The following is a 17606-nucleotide window of genomic DNA, read 5'->3' as shown; positions in this document are numbered from 1 at the left end:
TTTGCGTCCAATCTGGGCGATATGCGCCTGCGACCGATACTCATGGAAGCGTGATTCCCGGCCCGTCGCCGCCGAACCAAATCGCGGCGGACCGGTGGGGCAAGACCGGCCCAGGGACGCGGGCCGGTCGCGGGTTCACGCCACGGGGGCCGAACTGACGCCGACCTGTGCAGGCCGCAGCAGGCGCTCATGCAACATGAAACCGTGGTTCATTACCTGGATGACATTGCCGGCGGGGGTTTCGGGGATGGGGGCCTCGAACATCGCCTCGTGCAGAAGGGGGTCGAACTTCTCGCCGATTTCGGGGGTGATGACCTTGATTCCGTGGCGCGAGAAGATGTTTTCCAGATCGCGCAGCGTCAGCTCGACCCCTTCGATCAGCGCGGCGGATGCGGCACGGCTTTCGTCCGTCACCGCGGCCAGCGCGCGGGTCAGGTTGTCATGGACCGACAGAAGGTCGCGGGCCAGGCGCGAGCCGCCGTATTGCTCGGCATCGCGGCGTTCCTTTTCGGCGCGCTTGCGGGCGTTTTCGGCATCGGCCAGCGCGCGCATGAAGCGGTCGCGATAATCGTCGCGTTCGGCGATGATCGCCTCGACATCCGGGCCGAGGGTTTCCTCATCCGTCCGGGTTCCGTCGGCAGGGTCTTCGATCCCGGAAATCTGCTCGTCCGTGAATTCGTTTTTTTCTTGCGTCATCGTCTCATCCTTTTTTGCCCGACAAAATGCGCCCGACAAGCTGGGCGGTGTAATCGACGATCGGCACGATCCGGCCATAGTTCAGCCGCGTCGGTCCGATCACGCCCACCGCCCCAACAATCTTTCGGTCAGAGTCCATATAGGGTGAAACCACCAGAGAGGAACCCGAAAGTGAAAACAGCTTGTTTTCCGAGCCGATAAAGATCCGCACGCCTTCGCCTTCCTCGGCCAGTTCCAGGAAGCGCACGATGTCGCGCTTGCGTTCCAGGTCGTCGAACAGCTCGCGCACGCGCTCGATATCGGCCAGTTCGTGGTCCAGCAGATTGGACCGGCCCCGCACGATCAGCCGCGAATCCGGGCCGTCGCCGTCCCAAAGCGCCAGCCCCGTGCCGATCAGGTCGGCGGCCAGCCCGTCAAGCTGGGCGCGCCGCGCGGCGATTTCCTCGGCGATGGTGCGGCGCAGGTCGGTCAGGGTGCGCCCCTCTGCGATGGCGTTGAGGAAGTTCGCCGCCTCGCGCATCGAACTGGGGGTCTGGCCAAGAGGGGGCGTGAAGACGCGGTTTTCCACCCGGCCATCGGCAAAGACCAGGATCACCAGCGCGCGGTCGGGGGCGAGGCTGACGAATTCGATATGGCGGACCGGCGCTTCCTGCTTGGGCATCAGCACCAGCGAGGCCCCATGCGTCAGCATCGACAGCGCGCCGCCCACGCGGTCCAGCATCTGCCCGGTGTCGGTGGTGTCGCCCACCGTCTGCTCGATACGCGAGCGGTCGTCGGCATCGACCGGCCCGGCCTCCATCAGCGCGTCCACGAACAGCCGCAGCCCCAACTGGGTCGGCAGCCGTCCCGCCGAGATATGCGGGCTGCCCAGCAGGCCCAGATATTCCAGGTCCTGCATGACGTTGCGGATGGTGGCGGCGCTGACCTTCTCGCTCATGTCGCGGGTCAGCGTGCGCGAGCCGACAGGCTCGCCCGTGTCCAGATAGGATTCGACGACGCGGCGAAACACCTCGCGCGAGCGGTCGTTCAGTTCGGTTAGCAGGTGATTATCGGGCATCTGGTCGTCGAATGGGTGTCATATTCATCGTTCACGGGTTGCGAAGCGGGCCGCCGGGCCTGTATCTGGCAACGGAATGCCAGAAGGAACGACAAATGCGCCCGTCAGGACGAAACTTAAGCGAAATGCGCCCGATTTCAATCGAAACCGGGGTCTTGCGCCATGCCGAAGGCTCTTGCCTGATCCGCTGCGGCGGGACCGAGGTGCTTTGCTCGGCCTCGATCGAGGAAAGATGCCCGCCTTTCCTGAAAGGTTCGGGGCAGGGCTGGGTTACGGCGGAATACGGGATGCTGCCGCGCGCGACCAACACCCGCAACCGGCGCGAGGCCGCGGCGGGCAAGCAGACGGGCCGGACGCAGGAAATCCAGCGCTTGATCGGTCGCGCGCTGCGGGCGGGCGTGGACCGGCGTGCCCTTGGCGAACGCCAGATCGTCGTCGATTGCGATGTCATCCAGGCCGATGGCGGGACGCGCTGCGCCTCGATCACCGGGGGCTGGGTGGCGCTGCGCCTGGCGGTGAACAAGCTGCTCAAGGCCGGGCTGGTGACCAGCGATCCGATCCTGGATCACGTCGCCGCGGTGTCCTGCGGCATCTATGCCGGTCAGGCGGTGCTTGACCTGGACTATGCCGAGGACAGCGAGGCCGGGACCGACGCCAATTTCATCCTGACCGGCAGCGGCCGCATGATCGAGGTGCAGATGTCGGCGGAAGGCGCCAGCTTCTCGCGCGATCAGATGAACGAATTGCTGGATCTGGCCGAGGCCGGGGTGGCCGAACTGGCCGCCGCGCAAAAGGCCGCACTGGGATGAGGCGGCTGACCGCGGGCAAGCTGCTGGTCGCGACCCATAACGCCGGCAAGCTGGACGAAATCCGCGCCATGATGGCCCCGCATGGCATCGACGTGACCAGCGCGGGCGAGCTTGGCCTGCCCGAGCCGCTCGAGACCGAGGATACATTCATCGGAAACGCCCGCATCAAGGCCCGCGCCGCGATGCAGGCGACCGGGCTGGTCGTCCTGGCCGATGACAGCGGCATCACGGTGGACGGGCTGGACGGTGCGCCGGGCGTCTATACCGCCGATTGGGCCGAGACGCCGGATGGCCGCGACTTCATGCAGGCCATGACCCGCACATGGGCCGCGCTGGACGCCCGCGGTGCCCCCGAACCCCGCCGCGCGCAGTTCCGTGCGACCCTGTTGCTGATGTGGCCCGACGGGCACGAGGAAATCTTTGAAGGGATCGCGCCGGGCCGTCTGGTCTGGCCGCCGCGCGGGCAGCATGGCCACGGCTACGACCCGATCTTCGTCCCCGAGGGTCACGACCGCACCTTTGCCGAGATGACGCCGGACGAAAAGAACGCCATCAGCCACCGCGCCGACGCCTTCCGCAAGCTGGAGGCGGTCCTTGCATAGGGTCTCGACTGGCGCATCGGATCCGCGATCTTGCAGCTTGAAATGACCTGGCCAGGGACGATCTGCCGCCATGAACTTCAGGGCCATTTCTGAGGCAGAATCATGGAAAATCATTTGATTTCAAAAGATTATGGAAATTTTTCGAACCAGTCATCCCAGGATTCCGGGACGTCCGTCATCTTCGCCGGGCTGGCCGGTGAAATGAAGGATGCGTTACCTGCGGCAAGGGTGGTTGTCGCGGGGCTGATCAGACCCGAAATGAAGGTTCAGGTCAAAGTAACCGCATATCGGGAATGAACCAGCACATGCCAGCCCCTGCCGCCAGCGCCGACCCCCTTGCCGATGACTGGCGCGCGGGTGGATTCGGGCTGTATGTTCACTGGCCCTTCTGCGCGTCGAAATGCCCCTATTGCGATTTCAACAGCCATGTATCCGCCGCCGTGGACCAGGGCGAATGGGCCGCGGCCTATCGCGCCGAGATCGCGCGGCTGGGGGCGGAACTGCCGGGCCGGGTCCTCAATTCGATCTTCTTCGGTGGCGGCACGCCCAGCCTGATGGCCCCCGAAACCGTGGCGGCGGTGATCGAGGCCGCCCGCGCCGCATGGCCCCTAGCCAACGACATCGAGATTTCGCTGGAGGCCAACCCCACCAGCGTCGAAATGTCGCGCTTTCGCGCCTATGCCGATGGGGGGGTCAACCGGCTGTCGATGGGGGTGCAGGCGCTGGACGACGACGACCTGAAGCGCCTTGGCCGGATGCATTCGGTCTCTGATGCCCGCGCCGCCTTCGACATTGCGCGGGCCTGTTTCGACCGGGTCAGTTTCGACCTGATCTATGCCCGCCAGCACCAGACCCGCGCCGCATGGCGGGACGAGCTGCGCCAGGCCCTGTCGATGGCCGTCGATCACCTGTCGCTTTACCAGCTTACGGTCGAGCCGGGCACCGCCTTTGGCGCGCGCCATGCCAAGGGCGGGCTGAAGGGCCTGCCCGAGGACGATCTTGCCGCCGACATGTATCTGGAAACGCAGGATATCTGCGAGGCAGCCGGGATGCCATGCTACGAGGTCTCGAACCACGCGCGGCCCGGATCGGAAAGCCGGCACAACCTGATCTATTGGCGCCAGGGCGATTGGGCCGCCGTCGGTCCCGGCGCGCATGGCCGCATGACCCTGCCATCCGGCCGCGTGGCGACCGAGGCGTATCGAGACCCCGCCGAATGGCTGGGTGCCGTCAGGGCAGGGGGCAGCGGCGAGTCGCTGCGCGAAGGCCAGTCGCCGGACGACCGCGCGCTGGAATACCTGCTGATGTCCATGCGCCTTGGTGAAGGCATGGACCTTGCCCGCCATCGTGCCCTTGCCCGCGCCGATCTGCCCGCCGCCGCCATCGCGGACATGGCGGGCATGGGGCTGGTCCGGCAGGTGGACGGACGGCTGGCCGCCACCGGGCAGGGGCGTCCCATCCTGAACGCGATCCTGCGCGAATTGGCGGCCTGAGATGCGGATGATGTGGCTGTCCTTCGGCTGGCTGACCCTGGTTCTGGGGGTGATCGGGGCGCTTTTGCCGGTGATGCCGACCGTGCCTTTCCTGATCCTGTCGGTCTGGGCCTTTTCGCGATCCTCGCCCCGCTTGCGCAACCGCATCCTGCGCCATCCGAAATTCGGCCCGCCGATCCGGGCATGGCAGCGCGGCGGCATCGTCTCGCGCCCTGCCAAGATCTGGTCCACGCTGGCGATGGCGATGGGCGTCGGCTGGGCCTTGCTGCTGGGCCTGCCCCCGCTATTCATCGCCGCGCAGGCCGCGGCCTGCATCTGCGTCGCCGCCTATCTGCTGACCCGCCCCGAGGTCTGAGCGGGCCGGATACGACCTTTGGACCACTTGCATAAATGCCCCGACCTAAGATTCTGGGTCCAAACCGGCCCTCTTCAGGTTAAGGTCGGATCAGATACAGCCCAACGACCCGATCGAAGGAGAGCCATATGAGAACCCGCGCAGCAGTCGCCCTTGAGGCCGGCAAGCCACTCGAGATCATGGAGGTCAACCTCGAAGGCCCCAAGGCCGGCGAGGTCCTGGTCGAGATCAAGGCCACCGGCATCTGCCACACCGACGAATTCACCCTGTCCGGCGCGGATCCCGAAGGCGTCTTTCCCGCGATCCTGGGCCATGAGGGCGCGGGCGTGGTGGTCGAGGTCGGGCCGGGCGTCACCAGCGTCAAGCCGGGCGATCACGTCATCCCGCTTTATACGCCCGAATGCCGCCAATGCGCGTCCTGCCTGTCGGGCAAGACCAACATGTGCCACTCGATCCGCGCGACGCAGGGGCAGGGGCTGATGCCCGACGGAACGACGCGGTTTTCCATGCTGGACGGCACGCCGATCCGCCATTACATGGGCTGCTCGACCTTCTCGAACTACACGGTTCTGCCGGAAATCTCGGTCGCCAAGGTGCGGCCGGACGCGCCTTTCGACAAGATTTGCTATATCGGATGCGGCGTGACCACGGGCATCGGCGCGGTGATCTATACGGCGAAGGTCGAAATCGGCGCCAAGGCGGTGGTCTTCGGGCTTGGCGGGATCGGGCTGAACGTGATCCAGGGCCTGCGGCTTGCCGGCGCCGACATGATCATCGGCGTCGACCTGAACGAGGGCAAGAAGGAAATGGCCGAGCGTTTCGGCATGACCCATTTCATCAACCCCAGGAACACCGAAAACGTCGTCCAGGACATCGTCGAACTGACCAGGACCCCCTTCGACCAGATCGGCGGCGCGGATTACAGCTTCGACTGCACGGGCAACGTGAACGTGATGCGCCAGGCGCTGGAATGCACGCATCGGGGCTGGGGCCAGTCGATCATCATCGGGGTCGCGCCCGCGGGGGCGGAAATCAGCACGCGGCCCTTCCAGCTTGTGACGGGGCGGGTCTGGAAAGGCTCGGCCTTCGGCGGCGCGCGGGGGCGGACGGACGTGCCCAGGATCGTGGACTGGTACATGGATGGCAAGATCGAGATCGACCCCATGATCACCCACACCATGCCGCTCGACGACATCAACAAGGGCTTCGACCTGATGCATGCGGGCGAATCCATCCGCGCGGTCGTCCTTTACTGATCCTCAACCACTGCTTAGTTAAAAGACGGCGGGGGCGGGCATCCGGTCCCGCCGTCAACATGAAAAGGACCGAGCATGGCAAAGCATTTCATTCTGGACGACGAAGACGACGACGATGACCGCCGCCAGGACGGGAAGAAGGATGAAGGGCTGGGCCTTCCCGAAGGGGACAAGATCGGCAAGCTTTATTTCAAGTCGCGCACGGTGATCGTCGCGGGCGCCATCAACGACAAGCTGGCGCAGCGGACCGTCGCCCATCTTCTGGCCCTGGCCGAGGACAGCGATGCGCCGATCAACATGCTGATTTCCTCGCCCGGCGGGCATGTCGAATCGGGGGACATGATCCATGACGTGATCAAGTTCATCCGTCCGACCGTGCGCACCATCGGCTCGGGCTGGGTGGCCAGCGCCGGGGCGCTGATCTTCGTCGCGGCGAAAAAGGAAAACCGCTATTGCCTGCCCAATACGCGCTTTCTGATTCATCAGCCCTCGGGCGGGATCGGTGGCACGTCCTCGGACATGATGATCCAGGCCGAACAGGTCCGCCAGATGCGGGACCGCCTGAACCAGATCTTTGCCGATGCCACCGGCCAGAGCGTCGAGCGGATCGAAAAGGACACGCAGCGCGATTTCTGGCTGAACACGGCCGAGGCGCTGGATTACGGCCTTCTGGGCCAGGTCATCCGTTCGGTAGATGAACTGAAATGACCGGACAGGGCGGGCCGGCGACGATCCGCCCGGCGGGTCCGGGGGATCATGATGCCATCTGGTCGATCCTGGAACCCGTCTATCGCGCGGGCGAAACCTATTGCATCCCGCGCGATATCACCCGCGACGACGCGCTGGCGGACTGGTTCGCCGCGCCCTTCACCGCCTTCGTGGCCGAGGTCGAGGGCAGGGTCCTGGGCACCAGCCATGTCGGCATGAACCGTCCCGGCCCGGCCAGCCATGTTGCCAATGCCAGTTTCGCGACCGCGCCCGCCGCGCGTGGCCGCGGCATCGCGCGGGCGCTGGTCGAACATGCCAAGGACTGGGCGCGGGCGCAGGGTTTCCGGGCGATGCAGTTCAATTTCGTCGTCTCGACCAATGCCGATGCCGTCCATTTGTGGCAGAAAGCCGGTTTCGGGATTGTCGGGCGCCTGCCCGCCGCGTTCCATCATCCCAGTCATGGCTATGTCGACGGGCTGGTCATGTTTCACGATCTGACGAGAGGAAAGCAGGAATGACCTTGGCTTACGAAACCGTTTCCGAAAACCGCAGCTTTGGCGGGGTGCAGGGTGTTTACAAGCACCAGTCGCAGGCGACGGGCACCGAAATGACCTTTGCCATCTATCAGCCGCCGCAGGCCGAACATGGCAAGGTGCCGGTCCTGTGGTATCTGTCGGGCCTGACCTGCACGCATGAAAACGCCATGACCAAGGCGGGCGCGCAGGAATGGGCGGCGGAATACGGCATCGCGCTGATCTTTCCCGACACCTCTCCGCGCGGCGAAGGCGTCGCGGATGACGAGGCTTACGATCTGGGCCAGGGCGCCGGTTTCTACGTCGATGCGACGCGGGATCCGTGGAAGCCGCATTTCCGCATGTGGCATTACGTCACCCACGAACTGCCCGAACTGGTTTTCAACAATTTCGCGCTGGACCGCGACGCGCAGGGCATCACCGGCCATTCGATGGGCGGCCACGGGGCGCTGACAATCGCGATGACCCTGCCCGAAACCTACCGCTCGGTGTCCGCCTTTTCGCCCATCGCGCACCCCTCGCAATCCGATTGGGGGCGCAAGCAGCTTGCGGCCTATCTGGGCGATGACGAATCGGCTTGGGCCGCGCATGATTCGACGCTGCTGATGCGCCAGCGCGGCTATCCGGGCGAGGTGCTGATCGACCAGGGTGCAAGCGACCAGTTCCTGGACCTGCTGAAACCCGAGGCGCTGGCCCATGCGATGGCCGAACGCCGCCAGCCCGGCGTCCTGCGCATGCAGAAGGGTTACGACCACAGCTATTTCTTCGTCCAGAGCTTCATGGCCGACCATATCCAGTGGCACGCTGAACGGCTGGCTTGACGGCTTATGCCACGGCGTTCGGAAATCCCGAACGCCGTGGTTGCTCAAACCGCTCTGTTCCTGCGCGGCGGGGTGGCTACATCTTTCGGGAAATGTTCTCAACTGAAGGAAGATGGCGATGACCAAGGTTCTGGTTCTTTATTATTCGTCCTATGGCCATATCGAACAGATGGCCGAAGCCGTGGCCGAAGGCGCGCGCGAAACCGGCGCGACCGTGGACATCAAGCGCGTTCCCGAACTGGTCCCGGAAGACGTCGCGCGCAATTCGCATTTCAAGCTGGACCAATCCGCCCCCGTCGCGCGGATCGAGGATCTGGAAAACTACGATGCCATCGTCGTCGGCACCGGCACCCGTTTCGGGCGGATCAGCGGTCAGATGGCGAATTTCCTGGACCAGGCGGGCGGCCTTTGGGCGCGCGGGGCGCTGAACGGCAAGGTGGGGGCGGGTTTCACCTCGACCGCGACGCAACATGGCGGGCAGGAAACGACGCTGTTTTCCATCATCACCAACCTGCTGCATTTCGGCATGACCGTGGTCGGGCTGGATTATGGTTTCCAGGCGCAGATGGACAACAGCAAGATCGTCGGCGGCGCCCCTTATGGCGCGACCACCATTGCAAGCGGCGACGGCAGCCGCCAGCCCTCGGCCGAGGAACTGGACGGCGCCCGCTACCTGGGTCGCCGCGTGGCCAATACGGCGGCGAAGCTCTTCGCCTGACCTGACCCGGAAGGGCGCCGCCCATGCGCGGCGCCCTTTCGCCTTCGGGGGCTTGGCTTTTGGCCACTGGGGCGTCAGATTGCGCCCCGACCGCATTTGCCCGAAGGTGTCCGCTCTGTTCTTGCCCCCCATCCCCGCCGTCATCCTTGCCGGAGGCCGCGCGACCCGCATGGGCGGGCGCAACAAGGCGCTGCTTCACCTGGGGGGCGAGCCGCTTCTGTCCCGCGTGATCTGGCGGCTGCGCGACCAATGCGCCCCGATCGCCATCAATGCAAATTGCGACCCGGATCTGCTGTCGGGGTGGGACCTGCCCATCCTGCCCGACCCGATCGCGGGCTTTCCGGGGCCGCTGGCCGGGGTGCTGGCGGGGATGGAGTGGGCGGCGGGGATCGGGGCGGATGCGGTGGTCAGCGTCTCGGTCGATACGCCGTTCCTGCCGCTGGACCTTGTTCACCGCCTGCGCGAGGCGGCGGGCAGCCAGGGCATCGCCGTCGCCGCAAGCGAGGGCGAAGCGGGCCGGATGCGCGATCATCCGACCTGCGCGCTCTGGCCCGTGGCGCTGCGCGACGATCTGCGGCAGGCCATCGAAAGCGGATTGCTGCGGCCCGGCCAATATGCCGCCGCGCATGATCCGGGGCGGGCGGTGTTCGACAGCCGCCCGGTGGACCCTTTCCTGAATATCAACACGCCCGACGAACTGGCGCGGGCGGAACGGCTGGCCTAACCGCCGTAGCGCGCCAGCAGCCGGCGCAGCACCAGCGCGACGGTCTTGGCAAAGCTGATCGTCAGCACCGACAGCACCAGCAGCGCGGCAAAGACCAGGTCGGTCTTCATCCGCCCGTTGGCGTGGATCATCAGCGCGCCAAGCCCGCGCGCGCCGCCGACCCATTCGCCGATGACCGCCCCGATGGGCGCATAGACGGCGGCCAGCCGCAGCCCCGTCGCCAGCCCTGGCAGCGCCGCCGGGATGCGCAGGTGGCGCATCACCCGCCAGCGGCTTGCGCCCATCACTTGCGCCAGGTCCAGCGCCGCCTGCGGCGTGCGCAGCAGCCCGTCCAGAAAGGCGCTGGCGACGGGGAAAAAGACGATCAGCACCGTCATCGCGATCTTGGGCGCCATGCCATAGCCCAGCCACAGCGTCAGGATCGGCGCCAGCGCAAAGATCGGGATCGTCTGACTGAAGGTCAGCAGCGGATGCAGCACCCCCGTCACTCGCCGCGAGGCCGCCATCAGCACCGCCAGCGACGCGCCGAGCGTCGAGCCGATGGCAAAGCCCGCCAGCACCTCGGTGCCGGTGAACAGCGCGGCATGGGCGATCTCGGCCCGGTTCAGCCACAGCGCATCCAGCACCGCGCGGGGCGAGGGCAACAGGAAGGGCGGCATCCCGGTCAGCCACAACAGCCCCTGCCACAGGGTCAGGGCCAGCAGGCAGGTCATGAGGATCGTTCTCATGCCGCCAGCATCCTTCGCAAAAGCGCCGCCTGGGTTTGCAGGACCTGCGGCGCGTCATAGGGGCGGGCCTGTCCGGGGATGCGGGGACCGGGCAAGGGCTGGTCCTGCAACCCGGCGCTGGTCAGCAGCACGATCCGATCGCCAAGCCGCGCGGCCTCGGCCGGGTCATGCGTGACCAGCAGGACCGAGCGGTCGCGCAGCAGGCCGGCGGCCAGGTCCTGCATCCCGGTCCGCGTCCGCGCATCCAGCGCCGAAAAGGGTTCGTCCAGCAGGACCAGCGGGCGGTCCTCGAACAGGGTGCGGGCCAGCGCGACCCGCTGGCGCTGGCCGCCCGACAGGCGCGCGGGCAGGTGGGCGGCGCGGTCCGACAGCCCCACCGCCGCAATCAGCCGGTCGGCGCGGGCGGTATCGGCCAGCTCGCCGCGCAGCCGCGCGCCAAGGGTGACGTTGCTGCGCACGTCCAGCCAGCCGATCAGCCCCGCATCCTGCGCCATCAGCGCGACGGGCTGGCTGGCCTTGGCGTGGCCTTCAAAGCGCACGCCGGTTTCCAGCCCCGCGATCAGGCGCAGGATGGTGGATTTTCCCACGCCCGAAGGTCCCAGCAGGCAGGTCCATTCCGCAGCCCGCAGGGTCAGGTCGACGCTGTCGAACAGCGGCTGATCGCCCACCCATGCGCGGCCCCGGATATGGGCGGCCTCGGTCATTGCCGGCCCAGTCCCCAGAAGCCGACCTCCAGCCGGGTCGCGGTGGCAAAGCGGTGCGACAGGGCCTGCCAGCGGGGCAGGGTGCTTGCATCCGGTCCCAGCCTGCGCAGGACGGCACTGTCCAGCAGCCTGCCTACGTCGCGGCAGGTCTGTTGATAATCCTCGCCCGCATAGGTCTGGATCCAGTCGTGATAGGGGGTGTCGGGCGCGGCATCGGCGGCCAGCCGTAGGCCGATTTCGCCGTAACCCAGGACGCAGGGCGCCAGCCCCGCCAGCAGGTCCAGGAAGTCGCCCGAATAGCCCGATTCCAACACATAGCGCGTATAGGCCAGGTTCGAGACCGCCTCGGGCGTGGATTGCAACTCCTCGGGGGTGATCCCTTCCGCCGCGCAGATGCGCACATGCAGCGCCATTTCGCCATCGACCAGCGCATGAACCGTCGCCGAACAGGCCTGCATTTCGGCCAGCCCGTCCGCCTTGACCACGCCCAGGGCCCATGCGCGCGAAAAGTTCAGCAGGAACAGGTAATCCTGCCGAAGATAGTTCAGGAAGGCCGCGCGGGGCAGGCTGCCGTCGCCCAGGCCCTGCACGAAAGGGTGGTGGGTATAGTCGTGCCAGTCGGCGGCGCAATCCGCGCGCCACGCCTGGAAGCATTGGCCATAGCTCATCGGGTGCCCCCTTCGTCCAGCAGCGCGCCGATATCCAGCGCCATGTCGGCAACCGGGCGGATGGTGTCGATCAGGCCCTGTTCGTGCAGGAAGGCCTCGAACCGGGCGTAGCGGCCATGATCCAGCGCGGCGGGGCTTTGGGCAAAGCGCGGCACGGTGTCCTGCCAGGCCTGGGTGTTCAGCGCATCCGACAGGTCCGGCGCCGTGGCGGAAAACAGCTCCCAGCTTTCTTCGGGGTGGTTGACGATGTAATTCGCGCCGCGTTCCACCGCCTGCAGAAAGCGCGAGGTGGCCTCGGCGTCCATCCGGTCGGGGTTGGCGACAAAGATCAGCTCATCATAGCCGGGCACGCCCTGTTCCTCGACGAAGAGGCAGCGGCCCTCGGCCCCTTCCAGCCGCATCTGGGTCAGTTCGAAATTGCGATAGCCGCCGATGGTCGCATCGACCTGCCCCGTCATCAGCGAGGGCGAGAGCGACCAGCCGACGTTGATCATCTCGACATCCTCCAGCGACAGGCCGGCGGTGTTCAGCATCGCGTTGACCAGCGCCGATTCCACGCCAGAGACCGAATAGCCGACCCTCTTGCCGGCAAGGTCCGCGGGCGTCTGGATGTCGCTGTCGGCCATCACCATCAGGCAGTTCAGCGGCGTGGCGATCAGCGTGCCGACGCGGGCCAGCGGCAGGCCCTCATGCACTTGCAGGTGAAGCTGCGGCTGGTAGCTGACCGCCAGGTCGGCGCGTCCGGCGGCGACCAGCTTGGGCGGATCGGCGGGGTCGGCGGGGGCGATCACCTCGACGTCCAGCCCGGCCTCGGTGAAGAAGCCCTTTTCCTGCGCGATCACGATGGGACCGTGATCGGGGTTCACGAACCAGTCGAGGATCAGCACCAGCTTGTCATCGGCCAGCGCAGGCTGGGCCAGAAGCGCCGTGGCACCGGCAAGAAGGATCTTTTTCATTCGCGTTCTCCGATAGCGGCCATCAGGGCGATCTCGCCCGGCCAGCGGGTGGTCAGTTCATTCGCCGCGCGCCATGCGCGCAGCCCCGAGCGGCAGGCGATCACCGCCCGCCCGCCCGGTTCGGGCAAGGGGCCGGTGGCGCCATAGCCGGGCATGCGCAGGGCGTCGGGGGTGACGGTGGCGGGGGCCTCTGCCGTGTCGCGCAGGTCGATGAGCAGATCGCCCGCGCGCAGATCGCGGCGCGAGACGAAGCGGGGGCCGGGGTTTTCCGGCGCGCCGTCAAAGCGGAATTGCGAAAAGCGCATTACCCCGTCCATCCGCACCAGCAGTCCAAGCGGCGATGGCGCGATCCCCGCGATCACGCCAAGCGCCATCCGCGCCTGCAGCGCGCCCAGCATTCCCACGACCGGCCCCAGCACCCCCGCGCTGGCGCAGGTGGCGGTGCTGCCGCTTGGGTCGGGAAAGACCGCGCGCAGGCTGGGCGCACCCGCACAATAGCCGCCGACGTAGCCCTCCAGCCCCAGGGCCGAGGCCGAGATCAGCGGCTTGCCCGCCTCAAGGCAGCAATCCGACAGCGTATAGCTGACCGCGTGGCTGTCGGCGCAGTCCAGCACCAGATCGGACCCTGCCACCAGTGCGGGCGCATTGGCGGGGGTCAGCCATTCGACCAGCGGGGTGATTTCGACTTCGGCGTTCAGCCCGGCCATCGCGCGCTGTGCGGCAAGGGCCTTGGGCTGGCCCTGCTGATCCTCGCGGTAAAGCGGCTGGCGGTGCAGGTTCGAGACCTCGATGATATCGGGATCGACCAGCGTGATCCGCCCGATGCCCGCGCCGGTCAGATATTGCAGCACCGGCACCCCAAGCGCGCCCGCGCCGACGACCAGCACATGGGCGGCGCGGATGCGGTCCTGCCCGGCCTTGCCGATTTCGGGCAGGATCATCTGGCGGGCGTAACGGCTCATCCCGCCACCTTCAGCCATTCGCGGATGCGCGCCTGGGGGTCGGGGTTCAGCGTGATGTCGGTGACGGCGGATGCCACGTCGGCGCCTGCCGCGAATGCCTGCACGGCGCGGTCCGGCGTCACGCCGCCGATGGCGATCAGGGGAATGTCGCCGATCAGCCGCTTCCATTCCGCGACGCGATCCAGCCCCTGCCGTTCCCATTTCATCTTCTTCAGGATCGTGGGCCAGACCGGACCAAGCGCGATATAGTCGGGGTCCAGCGCCAAGGCGCGCTCCAGTTCGGCGTGGTCGTGGGTAGAAATCCCGATGCGGATGCCTGCCCGGCGGATGGCGGGAATGTCGGCGCTGTCCAGGTCCTCTTGCCCCAGGTGGATGTAGTCGCAGCCAAGTTCGATCGCGTGGCGCCAATGGTCGTTGACGACCAGTTGCGCGCCATGCGCGGCGCAGAGGTCGCGCGCACGGCTCAGTTCGGCCCGCAAGGTCAGGGGTGAGGCGTCCTTGATGCGGATCTGCACCAGCTTGATGCCAAGCGGCAACAGCCGTTCCAGCCAGCCCGAGCCGTCGAAGATCGGGTAGAAACGTGGCAGGGTCATTCCAGGACCGCCTTTCCGAACAGGGGCGTCGAGGGCGCGGCCATGTCGCGCGCCTCGATCGGGTCGGCTGAGCGGGCCAGTTGCCCGGCCTGAATCGCCAGCGCCATCGCGCGGGCCATCGCTACCGGATCGCCTGCCTTGGCGACGGCGGTGTTCAGCAGCACGGCGTCATAGCCCATCTCCATCGCCGCCGCCGCGTGGCTGGGCAGGCCGATCCCGGCATCGACGACCAGGGCCACGTCGGGGAAATGGGCGCGCAGGGACCGCAGCCCGTAGGGGTTGTTCAGTCCCCGGCCCGATCCGATGGGCGCCCCCCAGGGCATCAGCACCCGGCAGCCGGCATCCAGCAGGCGGGCGCAGACCGACAGATCCTCGGTGCAATAGGGAAAGACCTGGAAGCCGTCGTCGGTCAGGATACGCGCGGCCTCGATCAGGCCGACGACATCGGGTTGCAGCGTGTCGTGGTCGCCGATGACCTCCAGCTTGATCCAGGGCGTGTCGAAGAATTCGCGGGCCATCTGGGCGGTGGTGACGGCCTCACGGACCGAATGGCAACCGGCGGTATTGGGCAGGACGGCCACGCCAAGGTCGCGGATCAGGGCGTGGAAGGCCTGGCCCTCGCCGCCCTCGCGCCGCAGGGAAACGGTGGCGATGCCCGCGCCCGATTGGCGGAACGCCTGCGCCAGCACGGCGGGCGAGGGGTATTGCGCCGTCCCCAGCATCAGGGCGCTGTCGATCTGGTGCCCGTAAAAGACCGGCATCCTAACCCCCCTGCATCGAGGACAGGACCTCAAGCGAGTCCCCGTCCTTCAGCGTGGTGTCGGCGCGGCGGGCGGCGGGCAGGAAGGCGCCGTTGAGCGCGGTGGCCACGCGGGCCTCGGCCAGTTCGATCTCGGCCAGCACATCGGCGACGGTCGGGCCGGTGATGCTGCGCCTTTCTCCGTTAAGGGTGATGTTCATCCATGATCTCCGGTATCTGGCCCGTCAGGACATGATCGGCGGCCATGCGGGCCACGGCGGGGGCCAGAAGATAGCCGTGGCGGTAAAGGCCGTTTGCGAAAAGCGTATCCCCCCGCCTGCGCAGGCGGGGCAGGTTGTCGGGAAAGGCGGGGCGGGCGTCGGCGCCCAGTTCAAGGATCTCGGCTTCGGCGAAGGCGGGATGCAGGGCATAGGCCGAGGACAGCATCTCGATCGCGGCGCGGGCGGTGACGCGGGTTTTCGCGCCGCTTTCCAGCATGGTCGCGCCCAGCATATAGATGCCGTCGCCGCGCGGCACCACATACAGCGGGATGCGCGGATGCAGCAGGCGAATGGTGCGGGTCAGCCGGACCTCGGGGCAGCGGACGGCCAGCATCTCGCCCCGCACGCCGCGCAGGTCGGGCAGGGCGTCGCGGGCCGCCAGCCCGCGCGCGTCGATGGTCAGGCCCGAGGGCGTGCCGCCGGTCTCGATCCCAATCCCCTGCGCTGCCAGCCCGTCGGCCATTGCCGTCAGCGCCTGACGGGGGTCCAGGTGCGATTCGGTTTCAAAGAACAGCCCACGGCGGAAGCGGCCTTGCAACTCGGGTTCCAGCCCGGCGATGGCGTCGCCGTCCAGCCCGCGATGTTCGCGCGTCAACCGGGCGAATCGGTCCAGTTCGGCATGGTCGCGCGACAGGGCCAGCACCAGCGTGCCGCCGTGGTGGACATGTGCGCCCATGCTTTCCCACCAGTTCGCGGCATCAGACCCAAGGCGGACGACGGTGGGCTCGGCGCTTTCTTCCTCGCACCAGGGGGCAAGCATGCCGCCCGCCCACCAACTGCACCCATGCGGGCCGGGCGGGCCTGCGGGGTCGATGATGCGCGGGGACAGGCCGCGGGCGGCCAGTTCGGATGCGATGGCCAGCCCCATGACCCCCGCGCCCAGGATGGTGATCCGGGTCATGGCTGCCCCCAGAGCGCGTGGAAGTGGTGAACCGGCCCATGCCCCGATCCGACCCGAAGGCCGTCGGCGGCGCGGATTGCCGCTTGCAGCCAGGCATGGGCCTGCCGCGTGGCGTCATGCACCGCCAACCGCCGCGCCAGCCCCGCCGCGATGGCCGAGGACAGCGAGCATCCCGTGCCGTGGGTGTTTTTTGTGATCACACGGGGCGCGGTCAGCGTGACCTCGTCCGCGCCGACCAGCAGGTCGGTGCAGGTCTCGCCCTGGCCGTGGCCGCCCTTCATCAGGACGAAGCGGGGGCCGAGGGCGCGCAGGGCATGGCCCTGAGTGCGCATCGCCGTTTCGTCCTGCGCCACGGGGCGGCCCAGCAGCGCGGCGGCTTCGGGCAGGTTCGGGGTCAGGACGGTGGCCAGGGGCAGCAATTCCCGCGTCATCGCCGCAATCGCGTCATCGGGCAGCAGCGTATCGCCCGATTTCGCGACCATCACCGGATCGACCACGACCGGGCTCGGGCGATGCGCCAGGTGGTGGCGCAGCCGTGCGGCGACGGTTGTGATCACATCCGGCCCGCCGACCATGCCGATCTTGACCGCATCCACGGCGATATCGTCGAAAACCGCGTCGATCTGGGCCGCGACCATATCGGCGGATACCGGCTGGATGCCCGTGACCGCGCGGGTGTTCTGCGCCGTGATCGCCGTGATCACGGATGCGCCATAGACCCCAAGGGCCGAAAAGCTTTTCAGATCGGCCTGAATCCCCGCGCCGCCGCCGCTGTCCGAGCCTGCGATGGTCAATGCGATGGGTGTTGCCCCTTCTTGCGCCCGTTCCTGCGCCATGTCCTGCCTTTCAGGATCCGGGCCGTGGGGGCAGGGGGGATTTGTGCAATGACGGCGACGGACAAGCCGCGCCGGTCGCCTTACCCTTCCCTACGCCGGAATGACCCGGATCAGGTTCGATGGGTCGGTGCCCGGCACCTCTCAGCCCCGTCCGGGGCACCCCAAGTGTATGCGTCGTGCCGCCAGCCTAAGCCGGATCGCACCCCCGATGCAAGGGGGCGCCTCAGTCGATACCGTAGAGGTCGCGCGTGTAGACCTTGGCCGCCACGTCGCGCAGTTCGACGTCCAGCCGGTTGGCGACGATCAGGTCGGCCTCGGCCTTGAAGGCGTCCAGCTCGCGGATCACGCGGCTGTTGAAGAAGCGGTCCTCGGTCATGACGGGTTCGTAGACGATGACCTCGATCCCCTTGGCCTTGATCCGCTTCATGATCCCCTGGATCGAGCTGTCGCGGAAATTGTCCGACCC

The 17606-nt window shown here is 67.1% G+C and carries 24 protein-coding genes and 1 riboswitch; of the genes, 11 read left to right on the top strand and 13 right to left on the bottom strand.

Features of this window, described 5'->3' with window-relative positions:
• Nucleotides 1-135: 135 nt before the first annotated feature.
• Together grpE and hrcA are read right to left on the bottom strand one after the other, a co-directional pair.
• On the bottom strand, nucleotides 136-696 hold the full coding sequence (gene grpE, locus Q0O97_RS02890; RefSeq protein WP_294924598.1) for a nucleotide exchange factor GrpE: 561 nt from the start codon (nucleotides 694-696) through the stop codon (nucleotides 136-138).
• Nucleotides 697-700: 4 nt separating this feature from the next.
• On the bottom strand, nucleotides 701-1753 hold the full coding sequence (hrcA, locus tag Q0O97_RS02885) for a heat-inducible transcriptional repressor HrcA (protein WP_294924594.1): 1053 nt from the start codon (nucleotides 1751-1753) through the stop codon (nucleotides 701-703).
• A 95-nt stretch (nucleotides 1754-1848) separates the two neighbouring features.
• Here hrcA and rph point away from each other — a divergent pair, with 95 nt between their 5' ends.
• From rph to mobA, 11 genes are all read left to right on the top strand, one after another.
• Nucleotides 1849-2562 (top strand): ribonuclease PH, encoded by a 714-nt coding sequence (rph, locus tag Q0O97_RS02880; protein WP_294924592.1) that lies wholly within the window; start codon nucleotides 1849-1851, stop codon nucleotides 2560-2562.
• Complete coding sequence (gene rdgB, locus Q0O97_RS02875) at nucleotides 2559-3164, top strand: RdgB/HAM1 family non-canonical purine NTP pyrophosphatase (protein WP_294924589.1); 606 nt, start codon at nucleotides 2559-2561, stop codon at nucleotides 3162-3164. The genes rph and rdgB overlap by 4 nt, the downstream gene beginning before the upstream one ends.
• Before the next feature lie 102 nt (nucleotides 3165-3266).
• A complete protein-coding gene (locus tag Q0O97_RS02870) occupies nucleotides 3267-3461 on the top strand; it encodes a hypothetical protein (protein WP_294924586.1) in 195 nt (64 codons plus the stop codon).
• 8 nt (nucleotides 3462-3469) lie between these two features.
• Nucleotides 3470-4657 carry a radical SAM family heme chaperone HemW gene (gene hemW, locus Q0O97_RS02865; protein WP_294924583.1) on the top strand — a complete coding sequence of 396 codons (1188 nt, stop codon included), beginning with the start codon at nucleotides 3470-3472 and terminating at the stop codon, nucleotides 4655-4657.
• Between the two features lie 7 nt (nucleotides 4658-4664).
• Nucleotides 4665-5012 carry a YbaN family protein gene (locus Q0O97_RS02860; RefSeq protein ID WP_294924580.1) on the top strand — a complete coding sequence of 116 codons (348 nt, stop codon included), beginning with the start codon at nucleotides 4665-4667 and terminating at the stop codon, nucleotides 5010-5012.
• 128 nt (nucleotides 5013-5140) lie between these two features.
• Nucleotides 5141-6268 carry an S-(hydroxymethyl)glutathione dehydrogenase/class III alcohol dehydrogenase gene (locus tag Q0O97_RS02855; RefSeq protein WP_294924577.1) on the top strand — a complete coding sequence of 376 codons (1128 nt, stop codon included), beginning with the start codon at nucleotides 5141-5143 and terminating at the stop codon, nucleotides 6266-6268.
• Between the two features lie 75 nt (nucleotides 6269-6343).
• On the top strand, nucleotides 6344-6976 hold the full coding sequence (locus Q0O97_RS02850; protein ID WP_294924574.1) for an ATP-dependent Clp protease proteolytic subunit: 633 nt from the start codon (nucleotides 6344-6346) through the stop codon (nucleotides 6974-6976).
• Nucleotides 6973-7494, top strand: coding sequence for a GNAT family N-acetyltransferase (locus tag Q0O97_RS02845; protein ID WP_294924572.1), 522 nt, complete (start codon nucleotides 6973-6975; stop codon nucleotides 7492-7494). The genes Q0O97_RS02850 and Q0O97_RS02845 overlap by 4 nt, the downstream gene beginning before the upstream one ends.
• The gene (gene fghA, locus Q0O97_RS02840; RefSeq protein WP_294924569.1) at nucleotides 7491-8330 is read left to right on the top strand and encodes an S-formylglutathione hydrolase; all 840 of its coding nucleotides are present in this window, start codon (nucleotides 7491-7493) and stop codon (nucleotides 8328-8330) included. Before Q0O97_RS02845 ends, fghA begins: the two co-directional genes overlap by 4 nt.
• Nucleotides 8331-8448: 118 nt before the next feature.
• The gene (gene wrbA, locus Q0O97_RS02835) at nucleotides 8449-9048 is read left to right on the top strand and encodes an NAD(P)H:quinone oxidoreductase (RefSeq protein ID WP_294924566.1); all 600 of its coding nucleotides are present in this window, start codon (nucleotides 8449-8451) and stop codon (nucleotides 9046-9048) included.
• A gap of 121 nt (nucleotides 9049-9169) precedes the next feature.
• Nucleotides 9170-9772, top strand: a complete 603-nt coding sequence (mobA, locus tag Q0O97_RS02830) for a molybdenum cofactor guanylyltransferase MobA (RefSeq protein WP_294924562.1) — start codon at nucleotides 9170-9172, stop codon at nucleotides 9770-9772.
• Here the strand turns inward: mobA and Q0O97_RS02825 are convergent.
• The 11 genes from Q0O97_RS02825 to Q0O97_RS02775 all read right to left on the bottom strand — a co-directional run.
• A complete protein-coding gene (locus tag Q0O97_RS02825; RefSeq protein ID WP_294924559.1) occupies nucleotides 9769-10500 on the bottom strand; it encodes an ABC transporter permease in 732 nt (243 codons plus the stop codon). The genes mobA and Q0O97_RS02825 overlap by 4 nt on opposite strands.
• Entirely contained in the window at nucleotides 10497-11204 is a 708-nt protein-coding gene (locus Q0O97_RS02820) for an ATP-binding cassette domain-containing protein (protein WP_294924557.1), read from the bottom strand. Before Q0O97_RS02820 ends, Q0O97_RS02825 begins: the two co-directional genes overlap by 4 nt.
• Nucleotides 11201-11872, bottom strand: coding sequence for a thiaminase II (gene tenA, locus Q0O97_RS02815; protein ID WP_294924555.1), 672 nt, complete (start codon nucleotides 11870-11872; stop codon nucleotides 11201-11203). Before tenA ends, Q0O97_RS02820 begins: the two co-directional genes overlap by 4 nt.
• Nucleotides 11869-12828, bottom strand: a complete 960-nt coding sequence (locus Q0O97_RS02810) for an ABC transporter substrate-binding protein (RefSeq protein WP_294924552.1) — start codon at nucleotides 12826-12828, stop codon at nucleotides 11869-11871. Before Q0O97_RS02810 ends, tenA begins: the two co-directional genes overlap by 4 nt.
• Nucleotides 12825-13790: a HesA/MoeB/ThiF family protein gene (locus Q0O97_RS02805; RefSeq protein ID WP_294924550.1), complete on the bottom strand. Its 966-nt coding sequence runs from the start codon at nucleotides 13788-13790 to the stop codon at nucleotides 12825-12827. The genes Q0O97_RS02810 and Q0O97_RS02805 overlap by 4 nt, the downstream gene beginning before the upstream one ends.
• Nucleotides 13787-14383 (bottom strand): thiamine phosphate synthase, encoded by a 597-nt coding sequence (locus Q0O97_RS02800; RefSeq protein WP_294924547.1) that lies wholly within the window; start codon nucleotides 14381-14383, stop codon nucleotides 13787-13789. The genes Q0O97_RS02805 and Q0O97_RS02800 overlap by 4 nt, the downstream gene beginning before the upstream one ends.
• Nucleotides 14380-15144 carry a thiazole synthase gene (locus Q0O97_RS02795; protein WP_294924545.1) on the bottom strand — a complete coding sequence of 255 codons (765 nt, stop codon included), beginning with the start codon at nucleotides 15142-15144 and terminating at the stop codon, nucleotides 14380-14382. Before Q0O97_RS02795 ends, Q0O97_RS02800 begins: the two co-directional genes overlap by 4 nt.
• Nucleotide 15145: 1 nt before the next feature.
• Nucleotides 15146-15343, bottom strand: coding sequence for a sulfur carrier protein ThiS (thiS, locus tag Q0O97_RS02790; RefSeq protein ID WP_294924542.1), 198 nt, complete (start codon nucleotides 15341-15343; stop codon nucleotides 15146-15148).
• Nucleotides 15327-16304 (bottom strand): FAD-dependent oxidoreductase, encoded by a 978-nt coding sequence (locus tag Q0O97_RS02785; RefSeq protein ID WP_294924539.1) that lies wholly within the window; start codon nucleotides 16302-16304, stop codon nucleotides 15327-15329. Before Q0O97_RS02785 ends, thiS begins: the two co-directional genes overlap by 17 nt.
• Nucleotides 16301-17140 carry a bifunctional hydroxymethylpyrimidine kinase/phosphomethylpyrimidine kinase gene (thiD, locus tag Q0O97_RS02780; RefSeq protein WP_294924536.1) on the bottom strand — a complete coding sequence of 280 codons (840 nt, stop codon included), beginning with the start codon at nucleotides 17138-17140 and terminating at the stop codon, nucleotides 16301-16303. Before thiD ends, Q0O97_RS02785 begins: the two co-directional genes overlap by 4 nt.
• A 70-nt stretch (nucleotides 17141-17210) precedes the next feature.
• Nucleotides 17211-17314, bottom strand: a riboswitch (TPP riboswitch).
• Nucleotides 17315-17363: 49 nt separating this feature from the next.
• A partial coding sequence (locus tag Q0O97_RS02775; protein ID WP_366125238.1) for a UDP binding domain-containing protein occupies nucleotides 17364-17606 on the bottom strand: 243 nt, incomplete at its 5' end.

This window comes from uncultured Paracoccus sp., assembly GCF_945915435.1.
Lineage (GTDB): Bacteria > Pseudomonadota > Alphaproteobacteria > Rhodobacterales > Rhodobacteraceae > Paracoccus.
Note: the sequence above shows the minus strand (reverse complement) of the source record. Positions and strands in the feature narration are given on the sequence as shown.

Coding starts and splice junctions, on each gene's coding strand:
- rdgB (WP_294924589.1), top strand. CDS start 2,559: ATGAGGCGGCTGACCGCGGGCAAGCTGCTGGTCGCGACCCATAACGCC.
- Q0O97_RS02805 (WP_294924550.1), bottom strand. CDS start 13,790: ATGAGCCGTTACGCCCGCCAGATGATCCTGCCCGAAATCGGCAAGGCC.
- hrcA (WP_294924594.1), bottom strand. CDS start 1,753: ATGCCCGATAATCACCTGCTAACCGAACTGAACGACCGCTCGCGCGAG.
- Q0O97_RS02825 (WP_294924559.1), bottom strand. CDS start 10,500: ATGAGAACGATCCTCATGACCTGCCTGCTGGCCCTGACCCTGTGGCAG.
- thiS (WP_294924542.1), bottom strand. CDS start 15,343: ATGAACATCACCCTTAACGGAGAAAGGCGCAGCATCACCGGCCCGACC.
- Q0O97_RS02820 (WP_294924557.1), bottom strand. CDS start 11,204: ATGACCGAGGCCGCCCATATCCGGGGCCGCGCATGGGTGGGCGATCAG.
- Q0O97_RS02870 (WP_294924586.1), top strand. CDS start 3,267: ATGGAAAATCATTTGATTTCAAAAGATTATGGAAATTTTTCGAACCAG.
- Q0O97_RS02810 (WP_294924552.1), bottom strand. CDS start 12,828: ATGAAAAAGATCCTTCTTGCCGGTGCCACGGCGCTTCTGGCCCAGCCT.
- Q0O97_RS02860 (WP_294924580.1), top strand. CDS start 4,665: ATGATGTGGCTGTCCTTCGGCTGGCTGACCCTGGTTCTGGGGGTGATC.
- wrbA (WP_294924566.1), top strand. CDS start 8,449: ATGACCAAGGTTCTGGTTCTTTATTATTCGTCCTATGGCCATATCGAA.
- tenA (WP_294924555.1), bottom strand. CDS start 11,872: ATGAGCTATGGCCAATGCTTCCAGGCGTGGCGCGCGGATTGCGCCGCC.
- rph (WP_294924592.1), top strand. CDS start 1,849: ATGCGCCCGTCAGGACGAAACTTAAGCGAAATGCGCCCGATTTCAATC.
- Q0O97_RS02800 (WP_294924547.1), bottom strand. CDS start 14,383: ATGACCCTGCCACGTTTCTACCCGATCTTCGACGGCTCGGGCTGGCTG.
- Q0O97_RS02855 (WP_294924577.1), top strand. CDS start 5,141: ATGAGAACCCGCGCAGCAGTCGCCCTTGAGGCCGGCAAGCCACTCGAG.
- thiD (WP_294924536.1), bottom strand. CDS start 17,140: ATGGCGCAGGAACGGGCGCAAGAAGGGGCAACACCCATCGCATTGACC.
- grpE (WP_294924598.1), bottom strand. CDS start 696: ATGACGCAAGAAAAAAACGAATTCACGGACGAGCAGATTTCCGGGATC.
- Q0O97_RS02795 (WP_294924545.1), bottom strand. CDS start 15,144: ATGCCGGTCTTTTACGGGCACCAGATCGACAGCGCCCTGATGCTGGGG.
- Q0O97_RS02785 (WP_294924539.1), bottom strand. CDS start 16,304: ATGACCCGGATCACCATCCTGGGCGCGGGGGTCATGGGGCTGGCCATC.
- Q0O97_RS02850 (WP_294924574.1), top strand. CDS start 6,344: ATGGCAAAGCATTTCATTCTGGACGACGAAGACGACGACGATGACCGC.
- fghA (WP_294924569.1), top strand. CDS start 7,491: ATGACCTTGGCTTACGAAACCGTTTCCGAAAACCGCAGCTTTGGCGGG.
- Q0O97_RS02845 (WP_294924572.1), top strand. CDS start 6,973: ATGACCGGACAGGGCGGGCCGGCGACGATCCGCCCGGCGGGTCCGGGG.
- hemW (WP_294924583.1), top strand. CDS start 3,470: ATGCCAGCCCCTGCCGCCAGCGCCGACCCCCTTGCCGATGACTGGCGC.